This window comes from Streptomyces sp. NBC_01433 (genome assembly GCF_026340105.1).
Lineage (GTDB): Bacteria > Actinomycetota > Actinomycetes > Streptomycetales > Streptomycetaceae > Streptomyces.
On sequence record NZ_JAPEPM010000001.1, the window covers coordinates 1,526,380 to 1,544,241 of the forward strand.

The following is a 17,862-nucleotide window of genomic DNA, read 5'->3' on the forward strand; positions in this document are numbered from 1 at the left end:
CCCGGAACGGTGAAGACATCCGAAGAGGCGGACTCGGGGGCGGAGTCGGAAGCGGGGTCGGAAGCGGGGTCGGAAGCGGAAGCTGAGTCGGAGGCGGCATCCGGCGCCGTCCCGGCGGCTCGCGTTCCCTCAGCCGCTGTTCCCTCAGCTGCCGTTCCCTCGGCGTCCGACACGGCTTCACCCCACCCTCAGGCTCTCCGGCGCACCGGGGAACCCCCACGCGCCAGAACAGCATCACCCGTCACACGCACCCCTGCCACCGGATGGCGGCAGCCGGGTGGCCCCAACCGGGTGGCGCGCTTCCGGGCTCAGGCGGGCTCAGCCGGGCTCAGGCGGAACTTCGCCGACATGGCAGGACCTCAGTAGCCCCGCGCCCCCAGCGAGCGCAGCACATGCGCCACCAGTGCGGCGACCGTCGCCTCGTCCTGGGCCGGCTTGCGCAGCAGATGGCGGTAGTAGACGGGGCCGTAGAGCATCTCCACCGCCAGCGGAAGGTCCGCGCCCGCCGGGATCTGGCCCTGCTCCTGAGCACTGCGCAGCCGCCCCACCGCACCCTCGACGCGCGGTCCGACCAACTGGTCCCTGACCGCCTCCGCGAGGACGTCGTCATGGTGGACCTCGGAGAGGATGCCCGCGTACGCCGGGCCGTACGGCGGTGTCGAGAGCAGCTTCACCGCGCCCGTGACATGGGTGCGCAGGTCGGCGCCGATGTCACCGGTGTCGACGAACGGGGTCGCGTCGGCCACGGCCTCGGCGAACGCCTCCAGCAGCACCGCGCTCTTCGACGGCCACCAGCGGTAGATCGTCTTCTTGCTCACACCGGCGCGGGCCGCGATGGCCTCGATCGTGACGCGGCCGTACCCCTTCTCCGTACACAGGTCGAGCGCGGCCTGGAGGGTCGCACGTCGTGATCTCTCGCTGCGGCGCAGGGAACTCGGCGATGTGATCATTCGGTGAGCATAGGGGTCTTCAAGCCATCTCTTGTTGACAGGTCGTCGCCAGAAGTCGAACAATACCCAGGCGGAAACGGAACGTACCGTGTCGTGTCGTTCCCGTTGCCCGCACCGTTCGTGCCGTTCGTGCCGCGACGAGCCGATCGGGGGACGGCTCGCCCGGCCGACGGCGCGGACGGGCCCGCACCGGCCGGATCAAGCCAGAGCAGCCTCGGCGTCGAGCATCTGGCTCATCCGCCACCCGCCCGTCCCGCTCAGGCTCCGCGCCCGCTCAGGCAGTGATGTCCTTGGCCGTGAAGCGCGCCCAGGCCGCCGAGCCGAACACCGCCGCGTACAGACCCTGCAGGCCGAGGTTCTTGACGACCTCGTCCCAGTAGACGGGGTCGCGCAGCAGGTCCGCGAAGGACAGCCAGTAGTGCGGGAAGAGATAGGGATGGATGGCGCTCAGCTGTGGGATCGAGCCCAGGATCTGCACCGTGATCAGCACGCCGACCGTGGCCGCCATCGCCGCGATCCCGCTGCTGGTCAGCGTCGAGATGAACAGGCCCAGCGCCGCGAAGCCGATCAGTGAGGCCGCGACCACCACCGCGATCAGTCCGGCCCGCACCAGCCCCTCGCCGAAGCCGATCCGGGTCCCGGAGATCGTGGTGACCTCACCGAGGGGGAAGAGCAGCACCCCCACGGCCAGCGCCGATGCCGCCACGACCAGCGTCGCGACCAGGCAGAAGATGAGCACGGAGGCGTACTTGGCGAGCAGCAGCCGGGTCCGGCCCGCCGGGGCGACCAGCAGGTAGCGCAAGGTGCCGCCGCTCGCCTCCCCCGCGATCGCGTCGCCCGCGACGACGCCGACGGCCATCGGGAGGAAGACCGGGAGCGTCGCGGCGAGGGCGGCGAAGACGAGGAAGAGGCCGTTGTTGGTGACCTGGGTGAGGAACGCCGGGCCCGCCGCGACCCCGGGTCCGCCGTCGGCGCCGTCCCCACCGCCGCCCGTCTCGATCCTGACCGCGATCCCGATCAGTACGGGAACGGCGGCGAGCACCCCGAGCAGGGCGAGGGTCCGCCAGCGGCGCAGGGTGGTGGTGACTTCGGAACGGAGGATTCCGAACGTCCATAGCGGGTTGCGGGGCGCTCCCGCGCCGCGTACGCCGTCGGCTTCATCTCGTACGCCGTTCGCTTCACCGCGTACGCCGTCGGTCTCACCCCGTACGCCGGTTGCTTCAGCCCGCGACATCGAATCCCTCTCCGGTCAGTGCGACGAAGGCGTCCTCCAGCGAGGCCCGTTCGACGCCGAAGGACCGGACCCGGACGCCGCCGCGTACCAGGGCGGCGTTGAGGTCGGCCAGTTCCGTGCCGCCGGGCGGGGCGTCACCGGTCAGCCGCTCGCCGTCGGCGCTCAGGCCGGTGATCCCGTGTTCCTTGAGGATGCGGGCGGCGGCGCCCGGGTCGGGGGTGGTGACGGCGAGCCGGCCGCGGGCGCCCGCGGCGAGGTCGCCGACGGGCCCCTGGACGATCAGCCGGCCGCGGGCCATCACCGCGGCGTGCGTACAGACGTGTTCGATCTCGTCCAGGAGGTGGGAGGAGAGGAAGACCGTGGTGCCCTCGGCCGCCAGTTCCCGGATCAGGGAGCGGATCTCCCGCATCCCCTGCGGGTCCAGGCCGTTGGTGGGCTCGTCCAGGACGAGCAGGCGGCGCGGCTGGAGCAGGGCGGCGGCGAGCCCGAGGCGCTGCTTCATGCCGAGCGAGTACGCCTTGGCCTTCTTGCCCGCGGCGGCGGCGAGCCCGACCCGGTCCAGGGCGTGCGCGACGCGGGCGCGGCGGGTACGCGGGTCGGCGGCCGGGTCGGCGGAGTCGTAGCGCACGAGGTTGTCCCGGCCGGACAGGAAGCCGTAGAGGGCCGGGCCCTCGATCAGCGCGCCGACCTGCGGGAGTACGGTACGGGCGCCGCCCGGCATCGGGCGGCCGAGGACGCGGGCGGTGCCGGACGTCGGGTCGATGAGGCCCATGAGCATCCGGATCGTGGTGGTCTTCCCGGAGCCGTTGGGGCCGAGGAAGCCGAACACGCTGCCGCCGGGGACGGTGAGGTCGAGGCCGTCGACGGCGAGCTGGCCGCCCCGGTAGCGCTTGGTGAGACCCCGGGTCTCGATCACGGCCGCGGCGTCCCCGGTCGCCGTCGCCACTCCCCCGACCACCGCCGCGTCCCCGGCCGCCGTCGCATTCCCGGCCGCCGTCGCATTCCCGGCCGCCGCCCGTCCGTCCGCGGCCGCCTCTGTCCCGGTCATGCGTACCCCTCGAAGCTCGGCTCAGCTCACACCGTCCCCGGCCCGGCCCGGCGGGCCGCCCCGTCGCGCGGTGCGCGCGGCGGGGCGGCTGTCGTTCACTGCGGGCAGTGAAGCACCCCGACGCCTACTTGGCGCCGTTGGCCGCCTGCACCAGCGCGTCCTTCGTCACCGCTCCGACGTAGACCGTGCCGTCATCCGTCAGCAGGGCGTTCACCAGGCGGGTCTTGAAGACCGTGCCCGAGCCGAACTTCCCGGTGACCTTGTCGCCCAGGGCGTCCAGGAAGCCCTGCGCCTCGGCCGGCATGTCGCCCGAGCCCTGCGAACCGCCGGTGGGCAGACCCGAACCCCCGGGAGCCTTGATCTGGGCGATCGAGGTCCAGCCGTCGCCGATCACGTTCAGGCCCTTGGAACCGTCCAGGCCGTCCAGGCCCTCCAGGCCCTTCATGCCTCCCAGCTCGGCGAGGCCCTCCGGCGCCTTCCCCTCCCCGCCCTGCTGCTCCGCCGCGTCCTTCAGGTCGTCGGCCTCGGTCACCTTCGCGCCCTTGGGCGGGGTGAAGGAGAAGGAGGAGGCGTCGGGCCGGGAGAAGTCGACCTTGGTGAATCCGGCGTCGACCACGGCCTTGCCGCCACCGTTCGCGGACAGGGTGAACTTCAGCGGGACGCCGTTGGCCGCGTCCACCGCGACCCGGACCGACGCGACCGTCGAACCGGACTGCTTCGGCTTGATCAGCAGCTGGTACGCGTCGCGCCCCGCCACCCGCGACGTGCCGTCGACGGTGACCGAGGTGGTGTCCCCGGCCGCCGCGAGTGCCTGCTCGGCGAACTCCTTCGGGGTGGTCGGCACGCCTGCGGGCGCCTTGTGCTGCTTCTGCTTCTGCTTCTCGGCGCCCGTCGTCGCGTGGTACGCCTCGCCGGACTTGCTGTCGTACGCCCAGACCTCACCCTTGTTGTGAATGAGGCTGTACTCGGCGGCGCCCCCGAGGATCGAGAGCCGCTGCTTGTCGGGGCCGTCGGCCGCCACCCGCAGCGTGTGCGTACCGGAGGCCAGCTCCATCAGCTTGTCCTCCGGAGCGGCGGAACCGCCGCCGTCCGTACCGGCGCCGCCCGGAGCGAAGGAGCTCGCGAGCCCGCCGAGGGACGGGATGCCGAGGTCGGTGCTGATCTTGAGCGTGCCGGACAGCTGCTGCTCGTCCGACGCGGCGATCTTCTCGATGAGTTCCTGTGCGCTGATCTTCGGCAGCTCGGGGTCACCGGAGTCCGCGAGGGCCGGGACGAGTCCGATCGTCGCGGCCGCCACCCCCGCCACCGCGACGGGGACGATGTATCGCGCGGCCTTGCGACGGCCCACGACAGTGCCCGTGGCCTTGCCGGTGGTCTCTGCGCTGTCGTTCGGTGCCATGTGTGCCTTACCTCCGTGGTCGGCGGCGTCCGTCCGGTTGCTCACATCCACTCCCTGCCGCCATTCTCACCCGATGTGGTCAGGAGTGGTTGTTCTCCATCTGACCAAATCGGGCGGCACGAAGCGTCAGCCCGCGGGATCAACTGCGTCTACTGCTCCGGTATGACAACCGACGGCTCAGGATCGGCCGTCCAGTAGGGGTAGGGCCGAACGGTGTGTCAGCCGGCCCGGTGCACCACGGCGTCGCACAGCTCCGCCAGCGCGGACTTGGCATAACCCTCGGGCAGCGGCGCCAGCGTGGCCCGCGCCTCCTGCGCGTACCGGACGGTGTCCTGACGGGCCTGCTCAAGCGCCGGGTGGCCGCGCAGCCCGCGCAGCGCCTCGGCCAGCCGGCCGTCGTCGCTCAGGTCGCCGTCCAGCAGCTCCACGAGCTCCAGGTCCTCCGGCTTGCCGTAGGCCGCCGCCTGCGCCCGCAGCCGCAGGACCGGCAGCGTCGGGATGCCCTCGCGCAGGTCGGTGCCGGGGGTCTTGCCGGACTCGTGGGAGTCGGAGGCGATGTCGAGGACGTCGTCGGCGAGCTGGAAGGCGATGCCGAGGCGCTCCCCGTACTGGGTCAGGATGTCGACGACCCGCTCGTCGGCGCCGGACATCATGGCGCCGAACCGCCCGGACACCGCGACCAGCGAGCCGGTCTTGCCGCTCAGGACGTCCAGGTAGTGGTCGACCGGGTCGCGGCCGTCGCGCGGGCCCGCGGTCTCCAGGATCTGGCCGGTGACCAGGCGCTCGAACGCCTCCGCCTGGATGCGTACGGCCTCCGGGCCGAGGTCGGCCAGGATGTGCGAGGCGCGGGCGAAGAGGAAGTCGCCGGTCAGGACGGCGACGGAGTTGCCCCAGCGGACGTTGGCGCTGTCGACCCCGCGGCGTACGTCCGCCTCGTCCATCACGTCGTCGTGGTAGAGCGTCGCCAGATGGGTCAGCTCGACGACCACGGCCGAGGGAACGATCCCGGGCGCGTCCGGGTCACCGAACTGGGACGCCAGCATGACCAGCAGCGGCCGAAAGCGCTTGCCCCCCGCGCGTACAAGGTGCTGCGCGGCCTCCGTGATGAACGGGACCTCGCTCTTGGTCGCTTCGAGCAGCCCCGCCTCGACAGCGGCCAAACCCGTCTGGACATCGGCCTCAAGAGCCTGGTCCCGCACGCGCAGTCCGAACGGCCCGACGACGGTCACGAGGGGATCTCCTGTCTACTGACGATCACACGGATTGTCGATGTGTCGCTGTCATCACTCAACTCAGCGTATCCGGTCCGCTTTGGATCACCGTGGGCGCCTTCCCGCCACCGCCGGTATGTTCGGGATCAGCTCATACGATCAGGAGTTGCCGCTTTGTCGCACACCGCCAACGACACCGAGTCGACCCAGCCCCCGCCCGGGGACGACCACGCCTTCTTCGGCCAGCCACGGGGTCTGATGACCCTGTCCGGGCTGGAGGTCTGGGAGCGGTTCTCGTTCCTGGGGATGCAGGCGATCCTGGTCCTCTTCTTCGCCGACAAGGTGTCGAACGGCGGCATGGGCATGGACGCCGGCACCGCCGCGTCCGTCTCCGCCGCCTACGGCACCCTGGTGTATCTGGTCTCCGTGGCCGGCGGCTGGCTGGCCGACCGCATCCTCGGTTCGTACCGCGCCGTCCTGTACGGCGGCATCCTCATCGCCTGCGGCCACTATTCGATGGCCGTGCCGACCGACACCATGACCTGGGTAGGCCTGGGCCTGATCAGCGCCGGAACGGGCCTGCTCAAGCCCAATGTCGCCTCGATGGTCGGCAAGCTCTACCGCACTGACGACGAGCGGCGCGACGCCGGATTCGCCCTCTATTACATGGGCATCAACATCGGCGCCTTCGCCGGTCCGCTGATCACCGGCTGGCTCGGCGACCACGCGAGCTGGCACTGGGGCTTCTCGGCCGCCGCCGTCGGCATGACGCTGGGCCTGATCCAGTACGTGGCGGGCAGGCGTCACCTGGCCGGGCGTAAGCACGGGGCGGAGTTCCCGCTCGCCCCCGGACCGATGCGCCGTGCCGTGCGGCTGATCGTCGTCGGGGCCGTCGTGTTCGCCGCCCTCGCCACCGTGCTGGCGCTGGCCGGCTGGCTGACGATGGACCGGTTCGTCGACGTCCTGACCGTGATCTCGGTGATCGCCCCGGTCGTCTACTTCGTCGTCATGTTCAAAAGCCCCCGGGTGAGCGCCGAGGAGCGCGGCAGGCTCCGTCCGTACGTGGTGCTGTTCCTGGGTTCCGTCGTCTTCAACTTCATCCTCTTCCAGGCGTACTCGACGATGATGCTGCTCGCGTCGACCAACGCCCGTACCGAGATCTTCGGCTTCCACTTCCCGGCCAGCTGGTACGCCTCCGCGCTCGGCGCCTTCGAGGTCGCGCTGGCGCCCGTGGTCGCCACCGTGTGGGCCCGGATGGGCCCCCGCCAGCCGCACGCCTCCAACAAGATCGCGTTCGGGGTGATCCTCGGCGGGCTCTCGTTCCTGCTGATGGTCCTGCCCACGTCCGGGCACTCCGACGACACCTTCAAGATGGCCGCCTGGTGGATCGTCGGCTCATATCTGCTGCTCGGGCTCGGCGACGTCCTGCTGGAGACCTCCGGCATGTCGGCCACCACCAAGCTCGCCCCCAAGGCTTTCGCCAGCCAGACGATGGCGCTGTGGTTCCTGTCGCTGGCCCTCGCCAACGGCATCCAGGCCCAGATCGTGAAGCTGTACGGCGAGGTCTCCAACCCCGCCTACTTCGGTGTCAACGGTGCGATCGCGGTGGTGGCCGGTGTGGCGATGATCGCCGCCGCCCCCTGGCTCAAGCGCACCATGCACCCCGTCCACTGAGGTACCGCCATGCACATCAGCACCGAGTTCCCGTACGAGACGTTCCGCGAGGACGTCTACATTCCGCTGCCGGACGGCACGCAGCTGTACGCCCGGATCTGGCGGCCTCTCACGGACGAGCCGGTCCCCGCGCTCCTGGAGTACCTGCCCTACCGGCTCAGCGACTGGACGGCCCCCCGCGACTGGCAGCGCCACCCCTGGTACGCGGGCCACGGCTACGCCTCCGTACGGGTCGACGTCCGCGGCCACGGCAACAGCGAGGGCATGCCGGGCGACGAGTACGACGCGACCGAACTGAACGACGGGGTCGCCGTCATCCACTGGCTGGCCCAGCAGGAGTGGTGCTCCGGCCGGGTCGGCATGTTCGGCATCTCCTGGGGCGGCTTCAACTCGCTCCAGATCGCGGCGCTCGCCCCCGAGCCGCTGAAGGCGATCGTCACCGTCTGCTCGGCCGACGACCGCTACGACAACGACGTCCACTACATGGGCGGCTCGGTCCTCGCCGTCGACATGCACGCCTGGGCCGCCACGATGCTGGCCTTCGTCTCCCGGCCGCCGGACCCGGCGCAGGTCGGCGACGACTGGAAGGCCATGTGGCTCAAGCGGCTGGAGGCCGTCGACCCCTTCATCCACACCTGGCTGGCGCACCAGACCCGCGACGACTACTGGAGGCACGGCAGCGTCTGCGAGGACTACGGCGCCATCAAGGCGAACGTCCTCGCGGTGGGCGGCTGGCACGACCCGTACCGCGACACCGTGCTGCGGCTCGTCGAGCACCTGGACCCCGGCCGGGTACGCGGGCTGATCGGGCCGTGGTCGCACCAGTACCCGGACCGGGGGCTGCCGCCGGGGCCGGCGATCGGCTTCCTCCAGGAGACGCTGCGCTGGTGGGACCAGCACCTCAAGAACAAGGACACCGGAGTGATGCGGGAGCCGCTGCTGCGGTCCTGGATCAGCGGCTCGCACCGGCCCGCCACGGTGTACGAGACGCTGCCCGGCCGCTGGGTGGGCGACGCGAGCTGGCCCTCGGAGACCGTGGCACCGGTCGCGTACGCCCTCCAGGGCGGCGAGCGGATCGTGCGCTCGCCGCAGCAGACCGGGGTGGACGCGGGCCGCTTCTTCCCGTTCGGCAACGACGCCGACCTGCCGCCCGACCAGCGCGACGAGGACGCCAAGTCGGTGTCGTTCGAGTTCCCCGTCGAGGACTCCCCCATCGAGATCCTGGGCCGCCCCCGGGTGAAGCTCCGGGTCCGGATGGACGTGCCGCGCGGCCAGGCCATCGCCCGGCTCTGCGACGTGGCCCCGGACGGCTCCTCCACCCTGGTCACCCGCGGCGTGCTCAACCTCTCGGCCCGCCACGGGCGCGACCGCTGCGACGACTGGCCCGTCGGCGAGAGCGAGGACGTGACCTTCGAGCTGAACGGCATCGGGCACACCTTCCCGCCCGGCCACCGGATCAGGATCGCGATCTCCTCCTCGTACTGGCCCTGGATCTGGCCGCAGGCCGGCTCGGCGGGCTTCACCCTCGACGCGGACGGCAGCTTCGTCGAACTCCCGGTGCGCCGCCACACGGAGGACCCCGCGATCACCTTCGGCGAACCGGAGCAGTCCGAACCGCTGGGCGTCGTCTACCCGGTGACCCTCGACGAGCAGCGCCCCGAGCGGCTGGTGGTCCGCGATGTCGCCAAGGGCGAATGGCGGATGGAGGTCGACCCGCGCTACGGCGGTACCCGGGTCTACCCGGACGGCCTCGAATTCACCGAGGACGCGGTCGAGACGTACACGATCCGGGAGAACGACCCGCTCTCCGCCCGGACCCGCTCCGACTGGACGATCCGGCTGCACCGGCCGGAGATGGCCTGGGACGTGCTGATCGAGACGCGCTCCGAGATCAGCGCGGACGCGGACGACTTCATCACGTCCAACGAGGTGGTCTGCAAGGACGGCGGCGAGGTCGTCTTCCACCGCACCTGGGAGAAGCGCATTCCGCGCACGGCGGGGTAAGCCGCCCGGTGGTACGCGTGGGGCACCCGGATTTCCGGGTGCCCCACAGAACTTTCCGGGCATTGCGCATAGTTGGGGCACTGCCGCGGGGTAGGGGGACCGACGTAACGTGTCCCCCAAGCGACCTGGAAAGCGAGGCAGCAACACATGTCCGAGCAGAGCAGCCCGCTCGATCTGGCCGAGGGCGATCCCTTCGGCCCGCACAACCTTCCGTACGGAGTGTTCTCCACCCCCGGCCACCCCGACGACCGCCGGGTCGGCGTCCGCATCGGCGACCATGTACTGGACGCCGGAGCCGCCGCCCACGCGCTCGGCTCGCCCTACGCCGGACTGCTGGACCGGCCCAGCCTGACGCCGCTGCTCTCGGCCGGGCGCACCGCCTGGCGCGACGTCCGCCGGGCGCTCACCGCCTGGTTGACGGTCCCGGCCCACCGCGCGGACATCGAGCCGCTGCTGCACCCCGTCGACGCGGTGACGCTGCACCTGCCCTACGAGGTGGCGGACTACGTCGACTTCTACGCGAGCGAGCACCACGCCACCAACGTCGGCCGGATCTTCCGCCCGGACGGTGCCGCACTGACGCCCAACTGGAAGCACCTGCCGATCGGTTACCACGGACGGGCCGGCACGGTCGTCGTCTCCGGTACGGATGTGGTGCGGCCCTCCGGCCAGCGCAAGGCCCCCTCCGATCCGGCACCGGTCTTCGGCCCCTCGGTGAAACTGGACATCGAGGCCGAGGTCGGTTTCGTCGTGGGCGTCCCCTCCGAGCAGGGCACCCCGGTCGCGCTCGGCGACTTCCGCGAGCACGTCTTCGGGCTCTCCCTGCTCAACGACTGGTCGGCGCGCGACATCCAGGCCTGGGAGTACGTGCCGCTGGGCCCGTTCCTCGGCAAGTCCTTCGCCACCTCCGTATCGCCGTGGGTGACTCCGCTGGAGGCCCTGGACGCGGCCCGCACCGCACCGCCCGCCCGCGACTTCCCGCTGCTGCCCTACCTCGACGACGCGCGGGAGGAGGAGCCGGGCGGCATCGACCTGCGGATCTCCGTCGCGATCAACGGCCAGGTGGTGGCCGAGCCGCCGTTCTCCACCATGTACTGGACGGCGGCCCAGCAGTTGGCGCAGATGACGGTGAACGGAGCGTCGCTGCGCACCGGCGATCTGTACGGCTCCGGCACGGTCAGCGGCGCCGAGCCGGGCCAGCGCGGCTCCCTGCTCGAACTCACCTGGAACGGCCGCGACCCGCTGGACCTCCCCGACGGCAAGCGGACGTTCCTGGAGGACGGCGACACGGTGACGCTGACGGCCTGGGCCCCGGGCCCGGACGGGACGCGCGTCGGCCTCGGCGAAGTGACCGGCCGGATCGTTCCCGCGCCATGACCCAGGACACACCCGGGCCGACGCTCCCCGAGGAACTGCTGCTGCTCGCCCTGGACCCGCAGCGGGGCAAGCCCCTGTGCCGGGCCCGCTTCCTGGAGTACGGGATGGCGGGGGCGGTCCTGGCCGAGCTGGAGCTCCAGGGCCGCATCACCGAACAGCACGGCCGGGTGCTGGTGGCGAACCCGCTGGACCCGGCCGATCCACTGCTGGCCGTCTTCCTGCGCAGCCTGCCCGCACCGGGGAAGAGCACATTCGGCTCGGGTGTGTCCGCGAAACGCTGGATCCGGCAGACCGCCCGGCAGACCGGGGGGCTGTATCTGGACTCCCTGGTGGAGCGCGGCACCCTGCGCAGGGAGACCCGCCGCTTCCTCGGCCTGTTCCCCTACCACCGCCACCCGGCGGGCCCCGGGGACGACGCCGAGCGGATACGGGACCGTTTCACCGCCGCCGAACGGGCCGGCTTCCCCGACCGCCGCGACCGACTCCTGGCCGCACTGCTCTCGGCGACCGGGCTGGCAACGGAGATGACCGCGGACGGCCGCCGCGGACGGGCGGCGATGAGGACGCTGCGCCGCGAGGAGTGGGCCGCGCACGCGGTGCACCGCAACGTCAGCCAGGACAGGTCGAACCGGAGCGGCGGCGGGGACGGCGGAGGGAGCGGCGGGGGCGGCGGAGGCGACTGAGGGCTGTCCCGCGGGGCCGGTGGTCAGCGGTGCGCGAGACGCTCACACGTTCGGGGGAGTCGCATCCGGTTCCCGGCGGATGCGCTGATCGGACCCGCGAGACTCCGTCCCACGGGAGCATCGATGAGCGTCGACCCCGTGGCCCCCGAGCCACGGTGGGCGGTCCCGCCCGAGGGCGGCTGGACCGCCGATGACCTGGACACACTCCCGAATCTGCCTCCGCACACGGAGCTGATCGACGGGAGCCTGGTCTTCGTCGGCCCCCAGACCGTGTTCCATTCGCGGGCGGTCGACTTCTTCGACTGGCAGTTGCAGTCTCTGGCTCCGCCCGAACTGGAGGTCGTGAGCCGGTTCACCATCGACATCGACCGGCAGAACAGGCCCGAGCCCGATGTCGTCGTCGTGCGCGGGGACGCGGTCGAAAGCCTGGAGCAGACACGGTTCCCCGCCGAAGCCGTGTTGCTGGCGATCGAAGTCGTCTCCGACGAGTCCCTGACCCGCGACCGGGAGACCAAGCCCGTGAAATACGCCCGCGCGGCCATCCCCCACTACTGGCGGGTCGAGAACCACGACGGCCGGGCCGTGGTCTACGTCTTCGAGCGGGAGCCGGCCACCGGCGCCTACACCTCGACGGGGATCTTCCACGACCGGATGAAGGTGTCGGTGCCGTTCCCCGTCGACCTGGACCTCACGGCGATCACGCCTCGCCACCGGGCGGCGGACCTGGGTTGGGTCCCACCGCCCTCCCGTCACCGCCCGGTACTCACTCGTACTCGGGCGGTTCCTCGTCCCAGCCGAACTCCGCATCGCTGTCCGGGGCGGACGGGCGGGCAGCTGACGGACGGGCCACGGACGGACGGGCCGCAGGCGCGGCGGCCCGGGTCCGTGCGGGAGCCGGGGCCGGTACCGCGGCCGGTGCGGGAGCCGGGGTCCGTACCGCAGCAGGTGCCGGAGCCGGGGCCGGTACCGCGGCCGGGGGCACGGTCTCGGGCTGGTCCGGCGCCGGGCCCAGCTCCGCGAGCACGGCCAGCACGCCTTCCCCGTACGTCGCCAGCTTCTTCTCGCCGAGGCCGCTGATGCCGCCCAGCTCCGCCGACGAACCCGGGCGCAGCACGGCGATCTCCCGCAGCGTCGCGTCGTGGAAGATGACGTACGCCGGGACGCCCTGCTCCTTCGCCGTCGCGCCGCGCCAGGCGCGCAGCGCCTCGAAGACCGGGACGGCCGACTCGGGCAGCTCCGCGACGGCGGCCGCCGCCTTCGAGGTGCGCTCGCTCTTCGTGGACCGGGACGTGGGCTTCTTGGGCTCCTTGCGCAGCAGCACCTCGCGCTCCCGGCCGAGCACCGTACCGCTCTCCTCGGTGAGCACCAGCGTGCCGTACTCGCCCTCGACGGCGAGCAGCCCCTGGGCCAGCAGCTGGCGCACCACACCGCGCCATTCGGCCTCGGCCAGCTCCTCGCCGATACCGAAGACGGACAGCTGGTCGTGGTCGAACTGGATGATCTTCGCGGTCTTGCGGCCCAGCAGGATGTCGATGATCTGGCCCGCGCCGAACTTCTGCCCGCGCTCCCGCTTCAGCCGCACCACGGTCGACAGCAGCTTCTGCGCGACCACCGTGCCGTCCCAGGTCTCGGGCGGGGTGAGGCAGGTGTCGCAGTTGCCGCAGGACTCCGCCGTGGGCTCCTGGCCGAAGTACGTCAGCAGCTGGGCCCGGCGGCACTGCACCGTCTCGCACAGGGCCAGCATCGAGTCCAGGTGGGAGGCCGCCCGGCGGCGGAACGCCTCGTCGCCCTCCCCGCCCTGGATGAGCTTGCGCTGCTGGACGACGTCCTGGAGGCCGTAGGCCATCCACGCCGTGGACGGCGCACCGTCACGGCCCGCGCGGCCGGTCTCCTGGTAATAGCCCTCGACGGACTTCGGCAGGTCGAGGTGGGCGACGAAGCGGACGTCCGGCTTGTCGATGCCCATGCCGAAGGCGATGGTCGCGACGACGACCAGGCCCTCCTCGCGGAGGAAGCGCGCCTGGTTGACGGCGCGCGTCCCGGCGTCCAGTCCCGCGTGGTACGCCACGGCCTCGATGCCGTTGCGGCAGAGGTACTCGGCGGTCTTCTCGGTCGAGTTGCGCGAGAGGCAGTAGACGATGCCCGCGTCCCCGTCGTGTTCCTCCTTCAGGAACGTCAGCAGCTGCTTCTTCGGGTCGGCCTTCGGCACGACCCGGTACTGGATGTTGGGCCGGTCGAAGCTGGCGATGAAGTGCTTCGCGTCGGGCATCCCCAGGCGCTGGGTGATCTCCCGGTGCGTGGCGTCGGTCGCCGTGGCCGTCAGCGCGATCCGCGGGACGTCGGGCCAGCGCTCGCCCAGCACGGACAGGGCCAGGTAGTCCGGGCGGAAGTCGTGGCCCCACTGGGCCACGCAGTGCGCCTCGTCGATCGCGAAGACCGAGATCTCGCCCCGGGCGAGCAGCGAGAGCGTGGAGTCCAGGCGCAGCCGCTCCGGTGCCAGATACAGCAGGTCGAGCTCGCCCGCGAGGAACTGCGCCTCCATCGAGCGCCGCTCGTCGAAGTCCTGCGTGGAGTTGACGAAGCCGGCCCGCACCCCGAGCGCCCGCAGGGCGTCCACCTGGTCCTGCATGAGGGCGATCAGCGGCGAGACGACGATGCCGGTGCCGGGCCTGACCAGGGCCGGGATCTGGTAGCAGAGGGACTTGCCGCCACCGGTCGGCATGAGCACGACGGCGTCACCGCCCGCCACCACATGCTCGATGACGGCACCCTGCTCGCCGCGGAACGACTCGTACCCGAATACGCGATGCAGTGTCCGCTGCGCATCGCTCTCGGTCACATCCATGGTTACGCCCGTCCCGCTCATCGCTCTGTCCCCCGGGGTCCGTCCCGCTCTGTTCCGCACCGTCTCACCGCTTCACCGTCTCCTGCCACGATAAGCGCCACCGATGACAACGCCGGACGGGCCCGGAGATCGGGCCCGCCCGGCGGACGGTGTCGGCGCCACGGTGGCGTGGTGCGATGCCGTGGCGCGTGCCGCGGTGCGGCTACCGCGCGAACACTCCCGCCTGACCCGCCAGGTCCAGGAAGTACTGCGGGGCCAGGCCCAGCACCACGGTGACCGCGACACCGACGGCGATCGTCGTCATCGTCAGCGGGGACGGGACGGCGACCGTCGGGCCGTCCACCTTCGGCTCGCTGAAGAACATCAGGACGATGACCCGGATGTAGAAGAACGCGGCGATGGCCGAGGAGATCACACCGACCACGACCAGGGCGCCCGCGCCGCCCTCCGCCGCCGCCTTGAAGACCGCGAACTTCCCGGAGAAGCCCGAGGTCAGCGGGATACCGGCGAAGGCCAGCAGGAACACCGCGAAGACCGCGGCGACCAGCGGCGAGCGCCGGCCGAGTCCGGCCCACTTGGACAGGTGCGTGGCCTCGCCGCCCGCGTCGCGCACCAGCGTGACGACGGCGAACGCGCCGACCGTCACGAAGGAGTACGCGGCCAGGTAGAAGAGGACCGAGGAGATGCCGTTCGGGTTGGTCGCGATGACCCCCGAGAGGATGAAGCCCGCGTGCGCGACGGAGGAGTAGGCCAGCATCCGCTTGATGTCGGTCTGGGTGATCGCGACGATCGCCCCGCCCAGCATCGTGACGATGGCCACGCCCCACATCACCGGGCGCCAGTCCCAGGTGAGCCCCGGCAGCACCACGTACAGCAGCCGCAGCATCGCACCGAACGCGGCGACCTTGGTGGCCGCGGCCATGAAGCCGGTGACCGGGGTCGGCGCGCCCTGGTAGACGTCCGGGGTCCACATGTGGAACGGGACCGCGCCGACCTTGAAGAGCAGCCCGGTCAGGACCATCGCGCCGCCGATGAGCAGCAGCGCGTCGTTGCCCATGGTGTCGGCGAGCGCCGGGTCGATCTCGATGACGGAGCCGTCGACCACATTGGCGATCTGGGCGTACGAGAGTGAGCCCGCGTACCCGTACAGCAGGGCGATCCCGAAGAGGAAGAACGCCGAGGAGAACGCGCCGAGCAGGAAGTACTTCACCGCGGCCTCCTGCGACATCAGCCGCTTGCGGCGGGCGAGGGCGCACAGGAGGTAGAGCGGGAGCGAGAAGACTTCGAGCGCGATGAAGAGGGTCAGCAGATCGTTGGCGGCCGGGAAGACCAGCATGCCCGCGATGCAGAAGAGGACCAGCGGGAAGACCTCGGTCGTGGTGAATCCGGCCCTGACCGCGGCCTTCTCGCTGTCGCTGCCCGGGACGGAACCGGCCTGGGCGACGAAGGAGTCGACCCGGTTGCCGTGCGACTCGGGGTCCAGGCGCCGCTCGGCGAAGGTGAAGACCGACACCACCGAGACGAGCAGGATGGTGCCCTGGAGGAACAGCGTGGGGCCGTCGATCGCGATGGCCTTCATCGCGGCGAGGTGCGGATCGGAGGCGTACCCGTCGGCCGCCAGGGCGAGGACCGCCGCGAACGAGGCGGCGAGTGCCACGACGGTCAGGAAGACCTGCGTGTGGTAGCGGGCCCGGCGCGGGACGAATGCCTCCACCAGGATGCCGAGAACGGCGGCGCCGATCACGATCAGTACGGGCGCGAGTTGGCCGTACTCGATGTTCGGCGCCTCGAACTTCTGGCCCGGGGCGGCCGTCGCCCACCCGCCCGCCGTCGTCCACAGGCTGTGGACAGCTGTTGCGCTCACTTGGCGGCCTCCACCTCGGGCTGGGGGTCCTTCTTCTGTACGTCATTCATGGTGTGCTGCACCGCGGGGTTGACGACCTCGGTGAGCGGCTTCGGGAAGACCCCCAGGAAGATCAGCAGCGCGATCAGCGGGAGTGCCACCACCAGCTCCCGGGCCTTGAGGTCCGGCATCCCCCGGACCGAGGCCTTCACCGGGCCGGTCATCGTCCGCTGGTAGAGGACGAGGACATAGAGCGCGGCGAGCACGATGCCGGAGGTGGCGATGATGCCCGCCACCGGGTACGCGCTGAACGTGCCGACCAGCACCAGGAATTCGCTGACGAACGGCGCGAGGCCGGGCAGCGAGAGCGTGGCCAGGCCGCCGATCAGGAAGGTCCCGGCCAGCACGGGTGCCACCTTCTGCACCCCTCCGTAGTCCTCGATGAGCCGCGAACCGCGCCGGGTGATCAGGAATCCGGCGACCAGCAGCAGCGCGGCCGTCGAGATGCCGTGGTTGACCATGTAGAGCGTGGCGCCCGACTGGCCCTGGCTGGTCATCGCGAAGATGCCCAGGATGATGAAGCCGAAGTGCGAGATCGAGGCGTAGGCGATCAGCCGCTTGATGTCCCGCTGGCCGACCGCGAGCAGCGCCCCGTACACGATGGAGATCAGCGCCAGGACGAGGACGACGGGCGTCGCCCACTTGCTGGCCTCCGGGAAGAGCTGGAGGCAGAAGCGGAGCATCGCGAACGTGCCGACCTTGTCGACGATCGCGGTGATCAGCACGGCGACCGGTGCCGTGGCCTCCCCCATGGCGTTGGGCAGCCAGGTGTGCAGCGGCCACAGTGGGGCCTTCACCGCGAAGGCGAAGAAGAACCCGAGGAACAGCCACCGCTCGGTGCTGGTCGCCATCTCCAGCGACCCGTTGGCCCGCGCCTCGGCGATCTCGGCGAGCGAGAAGCTCCCCGCGACGACGTACAGGCCGATGACGGCGGCCAGCATGATCAGGCCGCCGGCCAGGTTGTAGAGGAGGAACTTCACGGCGGCGTACGAGCGTTGCGTCGCCGCGTTCTCGTCGCTGCCGGAGTGGGCCCGGTCCCCGAAGCCGCCGATGAGGAAGTACATCGGGATGAGCATGGCTTCGAACAGGATGTAGAAGAGGAAGACGTCGGTGGCCTCGAAGGAGAGGATCACCATCGCTTCGACCATCAGGATCAGGGCGAAGAAGCCCTGGGTGGGCCGCCAGCGCGAGGACTTCGTCTCCAGAGGGTCGGCGTCGTGCCAGCCCGCCACGATGACGAACGGGATCAGCAGGGCGGTGAGCGCGAGGAGCGCCACCCCGATGCCGTCCACGCCCAGCTCGTAGCGAACCCCGAAGTCGGCGATCCAGGAGTGCGATTCGGTGAGCTGGTAGCGGTCGCCGCCGGGCTCGAAGCGGGCGAAGACGATGCCCGCCAGGACGAGCGTGCCGAGGGAGAAGAGCAGCGCGAGCCATTTGGCCGCGGTGCGCCGCGCGGCCGGGACGGCGGCGGTGACGATCGCGCCGATCGCCGGGAGCGCGGCCGTCGCTGTCAGGAGGGGAAAGGACATGGTGA

The 17,862-nt window shown here is 71.1% G+C and carries 12 protein-coding genes and 1 pseudogene; 5 read left to right on the forward strand and 8 right to left on the reverse strand.

Features of this window, described 5'->3' with window-relative positions; all coding sequences use genetic code 11:
• Positions 1 to 359 precede the first annotated feature (359 nt).
• The 5 genes from OG413_RS06765 to OG413_RS06785 form a co-directional block, all read right to left on the reverse strand.
• Positions 360 to 950 (reverse strand): TetR/AcrR family transcriptional regulator, encoded by a 591-nt coding sequence (locus OG413_RS06765; RefSeq protein WP_266803470.1) that lies wholly within the window; start codon positions 948 to 950, stop codon positions 360 to 362.
• A gap of 274 nt (positions 951 to 1,224) precedes the next feature.
• Positions 1,225 to 2,184, reverse strand: coding sequence for an ABC transporter permease (locus OG413_RS06770; RefSeq protein ID WP_266803471.1), 960 nt, complete (start codon positions 2,182 to 2,184; stop codon positions 1,225 to 1,227).
• Positions 2,171 to 3,232 carry an ABC transporter ATP-binding protein gene (locus OG413_RS06775; protein ID WP_266803472.1) on the reverse strand — a complete coding sequence of 354 codons (1,062 nt, stop codon included), beginning with the start codon at positions 3,230 to 3,232 and terminating at the stop codon, positions 2,171 to 2,173. The genes OG413_RS06770 and OG413_RS06775 overlap by 14 nt, the downstream gene beginning before the upstream one ends.
• A gap of 124 nt (positions 3,233 to 3,356) precedes the next feature.
• Positions 3,357 to 4,631, reverse strand: coding sequence for a DUF2092 domain-containing protein (locus OG413_RS06780; RefSeq protein WP_266803473.1), 1,275 nt, complete (start codon positions 4,629 to 4,631; stop codon positions 3,357 to 3,359).
• A gap of 218 nt (positions 4,632 to 4,849) precedes the next feature.
• Positions 4,850 to 5,860 carry a polyprenyl synthetase family protein gene (locus OG413_RS06785; RefSeq protein ID WP_266803474.1) on the reverse strand — a complete coding sequence of 337 codons (1,011 nt, stop codon included), beginning with the start codon at positions 5,858 to 5,860 and terminating at the stop codon, positions 4,850 to 4,852.
• A gap of 156 nt (positions 5,861 to 6,016) precedes the next feature.
• Between OG413_RS06785 and OG413_RS06790 the strand changes: the two genes are divergently transcribed.
• From OG413_RS06790 to OG413_RS06810, 5 genes and pseudogenes are all read left to right on the forward strand, one after another.
• Entirely contained in the window at positions 6,017 to 7,516 is a 1,500-nt protein-coding gene (locus tag OG413_RS06790; RefSeq protein WP_266803475.1) for a peptide MFS transporter, read from the forward strand.
• Positions 7,517 to 7,525: 9 nt separating this feature from the next.
• On the forward strand, positions 7,526 to 9,520 hold the full coding sequence (locus OG413_RS06795; protein ID WP_266803476.1) for a CocE/NonD family hydrolase: 1,995 nt from the start codon (positions 7,526 to 7,528) through the stop codon (positions 9,518 to 9,520).
• 147 nt (positions 9,521 to 9,667) lie between these two features.
• Positions 9,668 to 10,897: a fumarylacetoacetase gene (gene fahA, locus OG413_RS06800; protein ID WP_266803477.1), complete on the forward strand. Its 1,230-nt coding sequence runs from the start codon at positions 9,668 to 9,670 to the stop codon at positions 10,895 to 10,897.
• Positions 10,894 to 11,580 carry a GPP34 family phosphoprotein gene (locus OG413_RS06805; RefSeq protein WP_266803478.1) on the forward strand — a complete coding sequence of 229 codons (687 nt, stop codon included), beginning with the start codon at positions 10,894 to 10,896 and terminating at the stop codon, positions 11,578 to 11,580. The genes fahA and OG413_RS06805 overlap by 4 nt, the downstream gene beginning before the upstream one ends.
• Before the next feature lie 123 nt (positions 11,581 to 11,703).
• Positions 11,704 to 12,303, forward strand: a pseudogene (locus OG413_RS06810) (Uma2 family endonuclease); the annotation flags it as partial.
• A gap of 40 nt (positions 12,304 to 12,343) precedes the next feature.
• Here OG413_RS06810 and recQ read toward each other — a convergent pair.
• The 3 genes from recQ to OG413_RS06825 all read right to left on the reverse strand — a co-directional run bounded on the left by recQ (position 12,344) and on the right by OG413_RS06825 (position 17,857).
• The gene (gene recQ / locus OG413_RS06815; protein ID WP_266803479.1) at positions 12,344 to 14,425 is read right to left on the reverse strand and encodes a DNA helicase RecQ; all 2,082 of its coding nucleotides are present in this window, start codon (positions 14,423 to 14,425) and stop codon (positions 12,344 to 12,346) included.
• Positions 14,426 to 14,627: 202 nt separating this feature from the next.
• A complete protein-coding gene (gene nuoN, locus OG413_RS06820) occupies positions 14,628 to 16,289 on the reverse strand; it encodes an NADH-quinone oxidoreductase subunit NuoN (RefSeq protein WP_266803480.1) in 1,662 nt (553 codons plus the stop codon).
• Positions 16,286 to 17,857, reverse strand: a complete 1,572-nt coding sequence (locus OG413_RS06825) for an NADH-quinone oxidoreductase subunit M (RefSeq protein WP_266803481.1) — start codon at positions 17,855 to 17,857, stop codon at positions 16,286 to 16,288. The genes nuoN and OG413_RS06825 overlap by 4 nt, the downstream gene beginning before the upstream one ends.
• Positions 17,858 to 17,862: the final 5 nt, after the last annotated feature.